This is a genomic window from Klebsiella sp. DY2415 (genome assembly GCF_026314315.1).
Taxonomy (GTDB): Bacteria; Pseudomonadota; Gammaproteobacteria; order Enterobacterales; family Enterobacteriaceae; genus Klebsiella; species Klebsiella ornithinolytica.
The window spans coordinates 4,875,260-4,890,067 of sequence record NZ_CP111115.1 but is presented as its reverse complement, the minus strand read 5'-3'; the positions used below and the strand labels follow the sequence as shown (position 1 = coordinate 4,890,067).

The 14,808-nt window shown below is 57.5% G+C and carries 17 protein-coding genes; all 17 read right to left on the bottom strand.

Going from position 1 to position 14,808, the window contains the following annotated elements; genetic code table 11:
* Nucleotides 1–80: 80 nt before the first annotated feature.
* A complete protein-coding gene (gene tnaA / locus OQV00_RS23230; RefSeq protein ID WP_266279483.1) occupies nt 81–1,469 on the bottom strand; it encodes a tryptophanase in 1,389 nt (462 codons plus the stop codon).
* Nucleotides 1,470–1,593: 124 nt separating this feature from the next.
* Complete coding sequence (gene tnaC / locus OQV00_RS23225; protein WP_004098218.1) at nt 1,594–1,689, bottom strand: tryptophanase leader peptide; 96 nt, start codon at nt 1,687–1,689, stop codon at nt 1,594–1,596.
* Between the two features lie 249 nt (nt 1,690–1,938).
* Entirely contained in the window at nt 1,939–2,268 is a 330-nt protein-coding gene (locus OQV00_RS23220; protein WP_004857466.1) for a DMT family transporter, read from the bottom strand.
* A 17-nt stretch (nt 2,269–2,285) separates the two neighbouring features.
* Nucleotides 2,286–2,705 (bottom strand): DMT family transporter, encoded by a 420-nt coding sequence (locus OQV00_RS23215; protein WP_004857468.1) that lies wholly within the window; start codon nt 2,703–2,705, stop codon nt 2,286–2,288.
* A gap of 14 nt (nt 2,706–2,719) precedes the next feature.
* Nucleotides 2,720–3,412 carry a hypothetical protein gene (locus OQV00_RS23210; protein ID WP_044348918.1) on the bottom strand — a complete coding sequence of 231 codons (693 nt, stop codon included), beginning with the start codon at nt 3,410–3,412 and terminating at the stop codon, nt 2,720–2,722.
* A gap of 12 nt (nt 3,413–3,424) precedes the next feature.
* Nucleotides 3,425–4,045, bottom strand: coding sequence for a phosphate propanoyltransferase (locus tag OQV00_RS23205; protein WP_064359618.1), 621 nt, complete (start codon nt 4,043–4,045; stop codon nt 3,425–3,427).
* Entirely contained in the window at nt 4,042–4,467 is a 426-nt protein-coding gene (locus OQV00_RS23200; RefSeq protein WP_064359617.1) for a BMC domain-containing protein, read from the bottom strand. The genes OQV00_RS23205 and OQV00_RS23200 overlap by 4 nt, the downstream gene beginning before the upstream one ends.
* Nucleotides 4,468–4,479: 12 nt before the next feature.
* Nucleotides 4,480–5,427 (bottom strand): choline TMA-lyase-activating enzyme, encoded by a 948-nt coding sequence (gene cutD, locus OQV00_RS23195; protein ID WP_004857478.1) that lies wholly within the window; start codon nt 5,425–5,427, stop codon nt 4,480–4,482.
* A gap of 54 nt (nt 5,428–5,481) precedes the next feature.
* Nucleotides 5,482–8,874 carry a choline trimethylamine-lyase gene (cutC, locus tag OQV00_RS23190; RefSeq protein ID WP_071359128.1) on the bottom strand — a complete coding sequence of 1,131 codons (3,393 nt, stop codon included), beginning with the start codon at nt 8,872–8,874 and terminating at the stop codon, nt 5,482–5,484.
* A 133-nt stretch (nt 8,875–9,007) separates the two neighbouring features.
* A complete protein-coding gene (locus OQV00_RS23185; RefSeq protein WP_071359129.1) occupies nt 9,008–10,189 on the bottom strand; it encodes a 1-propanol dehydrogenase PduQ in 1,182 nt (393 codons plus the stop codon).
* Between the two features lie 15 nt (nt 10,190–10,204).
* Entirely contained in the window at nt 10,205–10,462 is a 258-nt protein-coding gene (locus OQV00_RS23180) for a EutN/CcmL family microcompartment protein (protein WP_004857483.1), read from the bottom strand.
* A 26-nt stretch (nt 10,463–10,488) separates the two neighbouring features.
* Nucleotides 10,489–12,099 carry an acetaldehyde dehydrogenase (acetylating) gene (locus OQV00_RS23175; protein ID WP_004857485.1) on the bottom strand — a complete coding sequence of 537 codons (1,611 nt, stop codon included), beginning with the start codon at nt 12,097–12,099 and terminating at the stop codon, nt 10,489–10,491.
* Between the two features lie 53 nt (nt 12,100–12,152).
* Complete coding sequence (locus OQV00_RS23170) at nt 12,153–12,431, bottom strand: BMC domain-containing protein (protein ID WP_015585230.1); 279 nt, start codon at nt 12,429–12,431, stop codon at nt 12,153–12,155.
* 14 nt (nt 12,432–12,445) lie between these two features.
* Nucleotides 12,446–12,730 carry a BMC domain-containing protein gene (locus tag OQV00_RS23165; protein ID WP_004857488.1) on the bottom strand — a complete coding sequence of 95 codons (285 nt, stop codon included), beginning with the start codon at nt 12,728–12,730 and terminating at the stop codon, nt 12,446–12,448.
* Between the two features lie 16 nt (nt 12,731–12,746).
* Nucleotides 12,747–13,025, bottom strand: a complete 279-nt coding sequence (locus tag OQV00_RS23160) for a BMC domain-containing protein (protein WP_010634659.1) — start codon at nt 13,023–13,025, stop codon at nt 12,747–12,749.
* Between the two features lie 406 nt (nt 13,026–13,431).
* The gene (locus OQV00_RS23155) at nt 13,432–13,950 is read right to left on the bottom strand and encodes a FidL-like protein (protein WP_015585229.1); all 519 of its coding nucleotides are present in this window, start codon (nt 13,948–13,950) and stop codon (nt 13,432–13,434) included.
* Nucleotides 13,947–14,759 (bottom strand): winged helix-turn-helix domain-containing protein, encoded by an 813-nt coding sequence (locus tag OQV00_RS23150; protein WP_004857492.1) that lies wholly within the window; start codon nt 14,757–14,759, stop codon nt 13,947–13,949. The genes OQV00_RS23155 and OQV00_RS23150 overlap by 4 nt, the downstream gene beginning before the upstream one ends.
* Between the last annotated feature and the right edge of the window lie 49 nt (nt 14,760–14,808).

Sequence of the window (14,808 nt, the reverse complement as noted above, 5' to 3'; positions counted from 1 at the left end):
CGAGACGCAACCCGAGCGATTGAGCTTATTTTTCTGTATGCGAAATTAAAGGCGCTCCCGTTGCGAGAGCGCCCGGGGGGTTATTTCACCGGTTTCAGTCTGGCGACGAAGTGGCGTAATACCGGCGGCTCATAGGTAAAGGTCAGGCCCTTAATCGTGGCGGCGCGGGCCTTAACGGCAATCAGCGCATCAGCGATATAGTCCATATGATCGTTAGTATAAACGCGGCGCGGAATGGTCAGGCGCAGCAGCTCCATCGGCGAGGACTTCTGCTTGCCGGTTTCCGGGGCGCGGCCGAGCAGCAGGGAGCCGATTTCCACGCTGCGGATACCCGCCTCCAGATACAGCTCGTTGTTTAACGCGTGCGCCGGGAACTGCTCCGCCGGGATATGCGGCAGCAGCAGTTTCGCATCAACGAATACCGCATGACCGCCGGTCGGATATTGAATCGGAATGCCGCCTTCGCGCAGGCGTTCGCCAAGGTATTCCACCTGATTGATACGATAAGCGAGGTAATCCTCGTTGGTACCTTCTTCCAGACCAATAGCCAGCGCCTCCATATCGCGTCCCGCCAGACCACCGTAGGTGACAAAGCCTTCCATCGGTACGCAGCGAATACGCACTTCGTTGAATAGCTCTTCGTCATCGCGGAAACAGCACAGGCCGCCGATATTCACCATCGGGTCTTTCTTGGCAGACATGGTCAGCATATCGCCGTACTGGTACATCTCGAGAATAATCTCTTTCACCGATTTATCGGCGTAACCCTCTTCGCGCTGTTTGATAAACCAGGCGTTTTCGCAGAAGCGGGCGGAGTCGATCACCACCGGAATATTATTCTGGCGGGCAATCTGATATACCTCGCGCATATTCGCCAGCGATACCGGCTGGCCGCCAGAGCTGTTACAGGTGACGGTGGTAATGATGGCCGCCACATTTTCTGCGCCATGTTCGGCGATGGTCGCTTTCAGCAAATCAATGTCGAAATTGCCCTTCCAGTCGTACCACGACGTGGTGTCGAAGGCTTTTGGCGTCACTACGTTAATCGCTTTCGCGCCGTTGAGTTCGACGTGGGCGGCGGTGGTATCGAAATGGAAGTTAGAAATAAACACCGGATGCGCCGACTTGCGGCGGGCAATCAGGCTCGGGAACAGAATCTGCTCTGCGCCGCGCCCCTGGTGGGTCGGAATGGTGTACGGATAGCCGATAATCTCTTTGACCTTCTCGCACAGGTGCTGATAGTTACGCGACCCGGCGTAAGCCTCATCGCCCATCATCAGCCCGGCCCACTGATGGTCGCTCATCGCGCCGGTGCCGGAGTCGGTCAGCAGGTCGATATAAACGTCCTGACTATTGAGCAAAAACGGGTTATAGCCTGCTTCTGCCAGGGCTTTGACGCGATCGTCAAAGGTGGTCATGCGAATGTTTTCGACCATTTTAATGCGGAACGGCTCAGGGATGCGTTTCATTTATTTTCTCCATGGGAATGCTGTGCCGCGTTTGGCTATTCGGCGACAAATAACAGGCGCAACAAATAGCGACTAAACGCAGTGCTAAATTAATTTTATTTAGAGGGTAAACAGCAGCGGAGAATTAACGAGGGAAGTCGTTGGAGATACGGTGATCCAAATTATACCAGTCGTCCAGGCCGCCCTGGGCAATGAGGCGATAAATCGATTTTTGCGTCATTACATCGTCCTCTGTAGGTGAAGGGATGTGATAAAAATAAGGCAAAATGAGAAAATAACTACGATTAAAATCACAAAAAGTTATTTATGGCTAAACGGAGCAGCAAAATTTGACGTTGGTCGTGTTTTTAGCGTTATTGATTATTTGATTAGCAGGCGATGGTTTTTTGTTTTTTTTATTGCGGCAATAACATGTTATTGAGTGCGGTTTTTGCGCCCTCATCGAACTCAATGAAGGCGCAGGCGAAACTTACATGCTGGAGAAGACGTTCATGATGATGCCGCCGGAAATAATCAGCACCATGGCGAGGATCGCCGGCAGATCCGGTTTTTGCTTGTAGAGGATCATCGAGCAGATGGTGACGCCGACGATGCCAAAGCCGCACCATAGCGAGTAGGCGACGCCCACCGGAATCGTGCTCATCGCGCGAGTGAGGGCGAAGTAGCACAGGCCGTAGGCGCAGACCACCAGTACCGACGGCGCCAGTTTACTAAAGCCGTTGGTCTTTTTGATCATCGAGGTACCGGTGATTTCGGAGCCGATAGACAGCGCCAACCATAAAAATCCGAGATTAAACATATGCGATTCCTTTTTCGTTAGTTGGCGACTTTTTTGTCCAGGGATGAGGGTGAAGCAACCGGTTTAACTGGCGTATCTTCGCTCTCTTCGCTACCCATTTTGGAAAACAGATTCATGATAACGATGCCGCTGGCGATAACGGCCATGCCGATAATCGCCGCGGTGTCCGGATGCTGACCGTAAAATGCCATCCCCAGCGTCGAAACCACCAGAATCCCGGTACCGGACCAGGTGGCGTACGCCAGGCCAACGGGAATATCTTTCACCGCGCGGGAAAGGGAGTAGTAGCAGGTGCAGTACAGCAGCACCAGCAGCCCGAGCAGCAGCATTTTGGTGGTCCCTTCGCTGCTACCGAACATTTTCAGGGTGGAAGTGGCCGAGGTTTCCGAAAGGATAACCAACAGCATCCATAGCCAACATTTTGTTTTTGAAGACATAATAAACTCCGGATCTATTTATTAAGGTAGGGTTCTTTTTTTCTGTTTTTCAAAAAATCGATAGCGGCATCGGTTAACTGCGCTGCGGGTGCACAGGCCAGCGCCGGATTATTCACGATGTCTGTGACAGTGAGATAACGCCGCGCGCCGGCGGTCGGTGCCTGAGCGGGCGCCTCCGTTCCTGCTGCCAGCTTCGCCAGTAGCTCATTCATGGTGCACAGCGTGACACCGCATGCCGTCAGCCGCGTCAACGTGGACTGCATATGTCCGGCGTAGGGCGTCGTGCTATCTGCTCCGCGCAGCTGGTTTAACTCGCTGGCCGGATCGCAGTGATAGCGCAGCGCCAGTACCGGCATGCCGGTAAGCAGAGCAGCATGCAATCGTCTGGCTTGCGGGTTTTGCAAGGTGCCGTTAACCAGATCGGCCGCCAGCGGATAGTCGAGAAACGGCACCACTACGGCCCGCCAGGTTGCCGACGGCAGCGCTTCCTGCCAGGCGTTGGACGGCAGCGTTTCACCGACCGCCTGCCACAGCGCGGCATCCGTCACACTTTCGTCCAGCGCCAGCTGCAGACGCTGTCCGCATCCCGCCAGACGGCTGCGGATGGCCTGGCGATAGCCCGCGGCCGGACCAACCATCACCAGCACCGGCGGCCGCAGACGCTGGATAATGCGTTCCACCAGGTATTCCATCTGTTCGTCGGTCATGGCTGGCCTCCGTTAAGCGATGAGCGTGACCTGCGCGCCGTTTTTCAGTCCGGCGGCGTTGGCTTCTTCGGTATCAATATGAAACTCCAGCGCGAAGTCATCGCGCACCCGCACCACCACTTCGTCGAAGGTCAGCTGGCGTTCGCCGTTGCTGCGGACGCTCACCTTCTGGCCATTGGCGACATTCAACTGCCGCGCATCCTGCGGCGACATATGGATATGCCGCCAGGCGCAGATCACCTGAGAGCGCAGTTCGACGTGGCCGGCCGGGCCGATCAGCAGCGCGTTACCCGCGTTCTCCAGCTGGCCAGATTCGCGAACCGGCGCTTTGATGCCGAGGGTAAAGCAGTCGGCGCGGGAGATTTCCAGTTGAGTCACCGGGCGGGTTGGCCCGAGGACGCGAACCTGAGCGAGCGAGCCCTTCGGGCCGACGACGGTCACGCACTCCTGGGCGGCAAACTGCCCCGGCTGGCGTAGGGGTTTAAACGGCGTCAGCGTATAACCCTGGCCAAACAGCGCCTCGACATCCTGCTGAGACAGATGAACGTGACGGTTAGAGATACCGACCGGGATATCGGGCGCGGAGCGCGTCAGTCGGGCGGTGATTTTTTCATGTAGCAGGGTGTCGATCATGCCTTCTTCCCTTTCTTCATCGCGGCATTTTTATCTTCCGGCTCCCCCGGCGCTGGCGGGGAAGGCGGCGTCTGCGGCTCGACTTTTTCCATCGCAGCCGGCACTGCGTTTTTCATGTCGGCGTGGTTCGCGACCGGTTTTGCCTCCGGGCGGCCTTTCAGATGACTCAGCGCCGCCACCACGCTGGGTTCCGGACGGGCGATGACCAGCGACTTGACGTGCTGCGCAGCGCCCGCCACCTCGACGCCGCGCTCAATGGCGGTGTGGATGGCGCTGATCTCGCCTTCGAAGCAGACGCTGACCAGCCCCGATCCGATTTTGCGATAGCCAATGCAGGTCACGCCTGCGGCTTTACAGGCGGCGTCTACGGCCTGAATGGCGGTGACCAGCCCTCGCGTTTCAATTACGCCTAAACTTTTCATTGTCGGCTCCTGTTAATGGCGGACTAAGCGAATATCAAAATCAAACTGCGTGAAGAACGTCTCCAGCTGGTTCAGCTCTTCGGACGAATAAGACGGGTCCTGGGTAATGGGGTAGGGCATATCCAGGCGCTCGTATTTTTTGCGGCCCAGCTGGTGGTACGGCAGCATGTCGATGCGGCGGATATTTCCGCGCTTCGCCAGTTTCTGCACGTAATCAATAGCCCCGGTAATGGCATCAAATGAGTCGTTATATCCGCGAACCAGCGGCATGCGAATAATCACGTTAGCGCCGGAGTCCACCAGCCATTCCAGATTGCGGCGAATACCTTCATTGCCGATGCCAAATAACGCTTTATGGTGTTCGCTGTTTATTTGCTTAATATCGAATAAGAAGGTGTCGGTCACCGGCGCCAGCTTTTGATAATTGGCCAGCGGGGTCGTGCCCTGGGTTTCGATGGCGGTATTGAGCATCATCTTTTTGCATTCGCTGAACAGCGCCACGGCAAAATCGGTTTGCAGGCTCATTTCACCGCCGCCGATGGTCACGCCGCCGCCGGAAGCAATGTAGAAGTCATAATCTTGCATGATGATGTCCATCAGCTCGCTGACGGTGACGTCTTTACCCATAATATCCAGCGCGTTCTGGGTACAAATCTCTTCGCATTTGCGGCAGCCAATACAGTCTTTATTACGGTCGACAAAATGCTTCATCTCGCCGTTTTCTTCTGCCCGATAGTGAATGCCGGCCGGGCAGACATTGACGCAGTCGCCGCAGTTAATGCATTTGTCGTGCGAGAACATGACCTGGAACTGGCTATTCAGCCCCTCCGGGTTAGCGCACCATGGGCAGCGTATATTGCAGCCTTTGAAAAAAACCAGCGTGCGAATGCCATCGCCGTCGTAGATCGAATATTTCTGAATATTGAATATTCGTCCGGTTAATTCTTGTTTTGCGCTCACACATACCTCCAGTAAAACGATCGGGACATCCGTGTCCAAAAACGTCCGTGTTTATCAGAACTTCTCAATCACCGTACGGCTGATGATTTCGTCCTGTACCTCTTTGCACAGCTCAACGAAGTACGCGCTGTAGCCGGCGACGCGGACGATCAGGTCGCGATATTTTTCCGGCTCCTGCTGGGCTTTTTTCAGCACTTCGTTATCGACGTAGCTGAACTGCATCTGACCGTTGCCGAGAATCGATGCCGTGCGCAGCAGGGTAATCAGGCCATGGCGACCCTCAGGTGTGTCCAGCAACCCTTTGAGGAACTTGAAGTTATGCACCATGCCGATATTCATGGTCTCCACGTTCATCTTGCTGACTGACTTGATGATGGCGGTTGGACCCTGCTTATCCGCCCCCTGCGTCGGGCTGATACCATCGGAAAGCGGCATCCATGCCAGACGGCCGTTCGGCGTGGCGTTGGTCAGCTCGCCAATCGGCGTGTTGTTGGAGATAGAGAGGGTGCCGTGGCTCAGCGTGGAGTAGAGCATTTTGTACTTGCGGCACTCGCGCTCGGTCCACTCGGTAATATCCAGCGCGTACTGGTCAACGTAGTTATCGTCGTTACCGTATTTCGGCGCGTTCAGGCAGTCGCGGCGCAGGGCCTCAAAGCCTTCAAAGTTCGCCAGCATCGCATCGCGCATCTGTTCGAGGGTGTACTTCTTATCTTCGAACACCAGCTTACGAATCGCCGCCATCGAATCGACGTAGGTCGCCAGACCGGAGAAGATCAGCCCCGGGCCGTGGTTGATCATCGCGCCGCCGGCGGCGACGTCTTTGCCGCTCTCCATGCAGCCTTCCACCAGCAGCGACATCAGCGGTTTCGGCGCCACGTCGCGGTGCACGCGCTGGCTGATCACCGTGCCAATTGCCGACAGACGGACGATATGGGCAATCTGCTGTTTCACCGCCGCGTCAAACTCTTCGAAGGTGCGCAGCTCACGCAGGTCGCCGGTATCCAGCCCCTGATAGCTATCAAACAGCACCATCCGGCCGCGGTTTAAGACGAACTCGATGGCGATAGGCCACTGGGTGTAGCCGGTGGAGGTCCACTGATAGATGCGGCCGGATTTCTGCGGTTCGACGCAGCCCATCAGGCAGTAGTCGCGGGCATCTTCGAAATCGAAGCCCTTACGCAGCATCATCTTGATATGGGAGTCATCGAAGTGGCAGGCCGGGAAGCCCATCCCCGCCTTGACGACGTCGACGATTTTTTCCATGTACTTCTGCGGCGACTGGTTGTGAATACGGCAGGCCAACGACGGCTGGTAAACCTTCACAAAGCGCACGGCATCCATAATCAGATAGGTCAGGTCGTTACAGGCATCGCCGCCGGAGCGTTTCTGACCGCCAACGGTCAGGTTGATAAACGGCTGATAACCGGCGAAGTATTTCGCCCCCAGCTCGCTCGACATCCACATCAGCTCGGCGCATTTGATGATAAACGCCTGCAGCAGCTCCAGCGCAGCTTCGTGAGTCAGGCGGCCTTCGCGAATATCGGCTTCAAACATCGGGTAGCAGTACTGGTCCACGCGGCCCAGCGACAGGCCGGTCTGGTTCTCTTCAATTTCAAACAGCGACTCCACGGTCCAGATACTTTGCAGCGCTTCCTGCAGAGTCTTCGGCGGGTTCGCCGGGACGTTCTGGTTCACTTCGGCAATGGTCAGCAGCTCGGCGCGACGCTGGGCGTTTTGCTCAATAGCGGCCAGCTCACGGGCGCGCGCGGCGATGCGATGCGCATAGTTAATCACCCCTTCGCAGGTTTCAATCGCCGCCTTGTAGTAGTAGATGCGGTCGATATCTTCCGGGTTTTCCATGCTCAGGCTGGCAAGATGCGCCTCCGCGTCGGCTTTAATGCCGTTCATCCCTTTGCTGAACAGCAGCACGTCATAGCCCGGGCAGGTATCGCCGCCGCCGTTGATCTGATGGTAGGAGAGGTCGCTGACGAAGGTTTCGCCGCTGAACGCCCACACGCCCGCTTCGCGGTACTGGGCTTCACAGATCTCATCCAGCGAGCGGCCTTCCCAGAACGGAACGATCTCTTCGCGGATGGTTTTCTTATCTTCTTCGCTGATCTCAAACGGATCCTGCGGTCGGGTACTCATGGTATCGAGTTCGTCGCGCACCCAGCGCCAGGCGATATCCGGCGAGAAGGCCCCGGCGCGCGGCTTGCCGCACGGATGGCCGACGATCAGCTCATCGTCCTGAATCAGGATCGGCGCGGTTTCGCAGGCGTGACGGAAAGCTTTGGCGCGCAGCAGAATGGTCGGCATACCCGGATTTGCTTTCACCACCTCGGTAAAGGCCAGCGCGCGATAGATAGAGACGCTCGGGCGTACCGTCAGGTAGTGGTTGCGCAGGCGCTGCATGCGCGGAGTCAGCCCTTCTGCTGTTGTCGTTTCGCTACAGGCGGCAAACGGCGCGGCGGAGACCTTTTGTTCGCCGTGGAACAGACGCACCGGCAGATTGAGCGCGCTCAGATTCCGCTGTGCGCAGAGGAACAGCGCGGAAAGTTCGTTGATGATTGTGCTGGGGTCATCGAGGCTGGCGCCGTGGCGCAGGGCGTCGAACATCGGGTAGCCGTCGATAGCGCAGGCGGCGCGGACTTCGCTCAGCTGCGCCAGTTTGAACCACAGGCACTCAACGATTTCATAGGCCCGTTGCGGCGTCAGGGTGCCGTTGGCGATGTCGCGCTGATACCACGGCAGCAGAGCCTTATCGGCACCTTCCGGGTTTACCGCATAGCTGCCGTTGTCCAGCTGCAGCGCCAGCTGAAACAGATAAAATGCCTGGCAGGCCTCTTTGAAGTTACGTGCCGGGTGGGCCGGAACGTGATGCAGAATCGCCGCGCTCTCCAGCAGCTCGGCCTGGCGGTACGGGTTGCTTTCCGCCGCCGCGAGCGTTTCGGCGCTGGTGGCCAGATTCTGCGCCAGGGCGAGGAGGGCGTCGCAGGCGTAAATGGCGGCCCGGCAGCCGTTGACTTCATCCATACCGCTGCGGCTGACGGCGCTACCCAGGCTGCGGGTTTTCTCTTCCAGCTGGTGTTTAATCGCCAGCGCGCCTTTTTCAACAATCAGCCGGTAATCCGGGGAGTCCAGGTCGCTGCTGAGATTCAGGAAACGGAACGCCGACGGACGCTGCGCGGCGCTTTCATCGTGAAAAATTGCCCCGTGCGGTTTGCGGGTCTGGTCGCCGACAATGAGCTCATCGGGGCTGATGCACAGCGGCAGCTGGCGCATCAACTCATAGAAACGACGCGCCGGCTTGACGGCGGCGGGAATGCCCGCGATATCGCCATCAAGGGCGTTCAACGTGGCGGCATGCTCGGTGCACAGGGTGCTTTTATGTGAGAGTAAACGTTCAGCCAGCACGTGGACGCGCGGCGTTAAGCTGTAGTGTGCCATGTAGTATTCTCCAGATGTTCTGTTCCGCGGCTGATTAACAACCCGGCTGTGGATGCTGTGTCCGCCTGCTTGCCGGGGGGCGGCTGTCGCCTGACCCGGCCTACAAATCACTCAATGATCAACCGGTTATCTGTTACCCGCAGGCCCGCGCAAGCGGAGCGACGCCGGTCAATTCCAGGTGACCGGTCCACGCCCGGCGATAGAGTTCGCTTAAAGCGTGAGCGTCCGGCGTACGTGGGTTGGTCGGTGTACAGCTGTCGCGTAGCGCCTGGCCAACCATCTCCGCCAGGCGTTGCTCAAACTCAGCGCTGGAAATGCCGGTATCACTAATGCCGGCCGGCATCGTCATTTCGTCTTTTAATGTCTGAATCGCGACCAGTAAGCTGGCGACGCCCTGGCGGGTATTGGCCGCCGGCAGATCCAGCAGATGGGCTAAGCGCGCATATTTGCGCGCGGCATCGGTCGCGCACTGCCCGTGATAATCGGCGTTCCAGGCCACCACCTCGGCCATTAACAGCGCGTTCGCGCGGCCGTGGGGGACGCGAAAGACGCCGCCAAGCGCATGGGCCAGGCTGTGGGTGATACCCAGCGAAGCGTTGGTAAACGCCATGCCCGCCATACAGGAGGCGTTGTGCATCTTTTCGCGGGCCAGCAGGTTGTCGCCGCTGCGCCAGCAGGTGGGCAGATAGCGGAAAACCTGCTGCACCACTTTTTCCGCCAGCGCATCGGAAAAGTCGCTGGCGGCGCGGGAGACGTAGGCTTCCAGCGCGTGGCACAGGACGTCCATCCCGGTATCGGCGGTGATGGACGGCGGGACCGAGGCCACCAGCGCCGGGTCGAGAATGGCGATATCCGGCAGCAGCGTCGGATCCACCAGCACCAGTTTTTCAGCATGGGCCTTGACGACCGAAAAGGCGGTCACTTCTGAGCCGGTACCGCTGGTGGTCGGGATCGCCACGAAGCAGGGACGCTGGCGCCCGGCCTGCGGACGGGTCTGCGCAAGGGCGAAAATAACCGCTTTGGCCGCGTCAATGACCGACCCGCCGCCCAGCGCCACCACCAGATCCGGATAGCTGGCATCCATCAACTTCATCCCGCGTACGATGGTGGCGATATCCGGATCCGCCACCACGTCATCCCAGACCTGGAAAGCGATGCCGCGCTGGCGCCAGGGGCCAGTCACGCGATCGGCGAGGCCAAATTTGACCATCGCCTTGTCGGTCACCAGCAGGACGTTGCGGGCGGGGAGCTCGTCCAGAACCGCTAGCGCGTCCTGACCAAAGCGGATCCGGGGTTTCAGCAAAAATTCACTCATTGGGTTATTCACTCCTTAAGCGTCCCGAAACACGTTCTCGACAATGGCGACCACCGACATGGCTTTGTAGCGCTCGGCGTTGAGCGCGAAATACTCTTCAGCCAGGACGATGTCGTGCATGCCGGCGCCGACGCTATCGACGGCGACCCAGGTCTGGTCCTTCATGGGCTGCTGGTCATCGTCCAGTTTGACGATCAGCAGCAGGTTACTGCCGCGTAGCTCTGCGCATTTCTGCGTGGCGACGACATGTCCGACTACCTTTGCGAGAATCATTGTTTTTATCGCCTTATTTCAATGCATTACTGGCCTAAGCGCTCAAGCACCTGGCGGATGATGCGTTCCACGTTCTGCTCGTTGATCTCGCCTTCCGCTTCGACGGCGGCGGCGACAGCAAAGCGGTTATCAGCCCCTGTATCGCCGGCGGTAGCGACCGGGGTCGCGGCGCCTGGAGAGGTGAAGCGCACGTCGTCGAGAATGCTGCGCTGCGGGTTATCTGTCGGCGTGACGATGGTCGGCTGCGGTTCAGGGCGGCTGCCCGGGGCGCGCAGTTCATCGATGGAGCGTACGCCGTAGCCGACCCGGCGGATGTTGAGCAGGTTCATCGGTCCGACGTTATCGGAGCTGGAACCGCCGCCAACTGCGCCGCAGCCGAGCGTCAGCGCCGGCGTGATATTGGTGGTGGCACCGATGCCTCCCAGCGCCGCCGGGGTGTTAATCAAAATGCGGTTAACCGGTTTTTCGAGGCAGAACTGGCGAATCACATCCTGATTGCGGGTATGGATAACCAGCGTATGGCCGAGGCCTTCGTTGGTCAGCAGTTCCATCACCCGGTGGCAGGCCGCTTTCCAGTCCTCTTCCACGTACAGGCCGAGAATGGGACACAGTTTTTCGCGGGAGTAAGGGTTCTGGTGAGAGACGGTGGTCTGTTCGGCGATCAGCACTTTGGTGCTGGCCGGAACGCTGAAACCGGCAAGCTGGCTGAGATACAGCGCGGTTTTACCCACCACTTTCGGGTTGATGGTGCCGTTCGGGCGCAGAAGCAGAGCCGCCATTTTGGCCGCTTCACCTTCATTCATGAAGTAGGCGCCCTGGGCTTCGAGTTCACGATGCACATCGTTATAAATGCAGCGTTCGACGATGATTGACTGCTCGGAGGCGCAGATCACGCCATTATCGAAGGTTTTGCTGGTGATAATATCTTTCACCGCGTGATGAATATCGGCGCTGCGCTCGATAAAGGCCGGTCCGTTTCCCGGGCCGCCGCTAATGGTCGGGGTGCCGGAAGCGTAGGCCGCGCGAACCATGCCTTCGCCGCCGGTCGCCAGAATCAGCGAGACGTCTTTGCTGTGCATCAGTTCTGAAGTGGCTTCGAGGGTCAGTTGGCTAATGGCGTCAACGCTGCCTGCCGGTGCGCCTGCGGCTTCGGCGGCGCGCTTGACGATCTCGATCGCCTTCCAGCTACACTGACGTGCGCCCGGATGTGGGGAGAAGATAATCGCGTTGCCGGCTTTCAGGGCAATCAGCGTTTTGTAGATCACGGTAGAGGTTGGGTTTGTTGACGGGACCAGCGCACAAATCACGCCCAGCGGCACGCCCACGTCCATCACTTTTTTTAGCGGATCGTCATGAATGATGCCGACGGTCTTCATATCTTTGATGGCGTCGTAAACGCGCAGCGAAGCGAAACGGTTCTTCAGCACTTTATCCTGCCAGTTGCCAAATCCGGTCTCTTCCGCAGCCATTTTCGCCAGCGCTTCGGCGTGGTGCGCGGCTTCCTGGGCCACGTTTTTCACGATGGCGTCGATTTGTTGCTGCGAAAAGGTGGCCAGAATCGCCTGAGCCTTTTTGGCGCTGCGCACCAGTTCCCGCGCGTTCTGGCGGGACTGCAAATCGTTATCCAGTTCAATCATGAGTCTATCCTTCATCAGACTAAAAGAGTGGAGACGGGGCGCGCCCTGTCAGGTCATGCTTTATGCTGCGACGCGATTTTTTCGATATCGTTATGCGGACGCGCAATGACGCGAGAGGTGACCACTTCACCGATGCGTTTTGCCGCCTCCACGCCGGAGTCAACGGCCGCATTGACCGCACCGACGTCGCCTTTTACCATCGCGGTGACCAGCCCGGAGCCGACGTTTTCATAGCCAATCAGCTCGACGTTGGCGGCTTTACACATCGCATCGGCGGCTTCAATACAGGCCACCAGACCTTTGGTTTCGATCAGACCAAGCGCTTCTTTCATCATGTTGTCTCCCGTTATTCCGTCACTTTGTAATGTGCGACGATCTTGTTGATGTCGTTATGCGGACGGGCGATAACCAGCGAGGTCACCACTTCCCCAATGCGTTGTGCCGATTCCACGCCGGAATCCACCGCCGCTTTCACCGCGCCGACGTCGCCTTTCACCATCGCGGTGACCAGGCCGGAACCGACGTTTTCATAGCCGATCAGCTCGACGTTGGCGGCTTTACACATCGCATCCGCCGCTTCGATACAAGCCACCAGACCTTTGGTTTCAATCAGACCTAATGCATCACCCATTTGCGTTCTCCTGGCCTTAAGCCTTGTGTTTAATGACGATTTTGTTGATGTCGTTATGCGGACGTGCAATCACCAGCGAGGTCACCACTTCTCCGATGCGCTGCGCCGATTCCACGCCGGAATCCACCGCTGCTTTCACCGCGCCGACATCGCCTTTCACCATGACGGTGACCAGGCCGGAGCCGATGTTTTCATAGCTAATCAGCTCGACGTTGGCGGATTTGCACATGGCATCCGCTGCTTCAATGCAGGCCACCAGGCCTTTGGTTTCAATAAGCCCCAATGCATCACCCATTGTGATCTCCTCCAGAACAGGTTTTGTGATTCGGGAAAACCGTCCGCGTAACGGCGTCAACACGCGGCAGCGGCGTTCGACGTCCACTATAGGGAAATGAAGATGGAGTGAAATTTAAATCCGTGAAATGTTTGTTTTTAGGTTTTTACTCTGTTATTTAGCCTTTTGTTGCCGATTATTTATCTGTTTGTGCTGATGTGACGTAAGGGATTTGGCGTTACCTCGCGCGGTTTTTTGCGCGTTGAGACGCGCCGCGGGGAATGTTAACGGGGTGCTAATTTATTGCGGACGCGGGGTAATATATCCCTCGTTTAAATGTGGGTATGGTCATGTTTTTTAGCGCCAGATAAATGCAAAAAGTGCGCTTTCGCGGCGAGGGCGATACCGGGAAAGCAGGGGAGGGAGATTAATCGAACTGACTGCCGGATTTCAGGGTGCAGACATAGAGCGGGGAGTTAATGGAGCTCAGCAGAATTGCTTTCTCGTTGAGCTTCTGGGCGTTGAGAAACAGGCCATCATGGCTGTCGGACATTTCTCGCATAAAGTAGGCAAAGATAACGTCCGGTGACTCATCGATTGACGAGGCGCTGGATTCCCACTTGCTGATGCGGTAGTGGCGTTCGGTCGATGAGATGCGTTGGCTGGTCCAGTTAAACTTGACGTAGCGCTGCAGATAGAGCCAGCCGGCCGCGGAGTCGGTATAGCCCTCGACGACCATCGAGCCCTTGCCGTTGGCGGCAAAATTAAAATGAATATTACCGTTGACGTTCTCCTTCTCCATGTTCTCAAAACGCATGATGGCTTTGGTCGAGCAGCTCATCACCCCGTCTTTTTCAACGGGCAGCAGTTTCCAGGCGCTGACCCCGGCCGCGACGATAAATACCAGCGTAGAGAGGGCGAAAAAGGGGCGAGGAGCGAGTCTCATTGCGGCTTCCAGGAGTAGTAGAAATAGTTATCGCAGTAGCTGAACGGGTTGTCTTCATGCATGGCGCAGTGGGCGAGGAACACCCGGCCCAGCCCGTTGGTTTCCAGCCTGTCGCCATAGAAGAAGACGAAGCGCTCGCCGGGTTTGCACTCCAGCTTCAGCCGCTGGCGTACCTCATCAAAATTCCTGGCGTAGGCGGTGGCGGAGACCGAACGCAGCATCTCGTCACTGGCCAGCAGTTCGCACTGGCTGTGGGTCATCTGCGTCAGGGTGATGGGACGGGATTCGCCGCCGCCGACGAAAGCAAACGCCAGCAACAGCAGCGCGATGGCCAGCAGACTGGCGCCGGCCATATACCAGCAGGTGCCTCGCGCATGCCGGGAGGGGGCGGGATCTTCCTCGGCGCGGGTGAAGGGGGCCCCGGACTCCTGCATCGGCGCGACTTCCGCCGCGGGCTCAGACGGCGCCTCCGCTATGTCGTCAATAATGGCGATGGTTAATTCGGGGTTGAGCTGCAGCATACCGCGCGACACCGTGACGATGATGTTCTCAATGTCGTAATGACGGAAGGTTTTGCGCAGCATGCTCAGATACTGGTTGAGGTTGCTGTTGGATGACGTTAATCCGTTGTCATCCCACACTTTTTTTAGTACCTCATCGCGGCTGATAACATCGGTATGGCGCAGGAAATAGTAGAGCAGCGCGCTGGCAGTGATAGACAGCTGGCTGTCAGGTTCGGTGCTTCCCGGTAGGGTGAGTGTGCCGTCCGTTGCATCATAAATGAGACGGGCATTGATGTTGTAGCGCATCGCGGCCTCAATCTAAGAGCCTACATGAGGCTATTTTATTTGTCAGTCT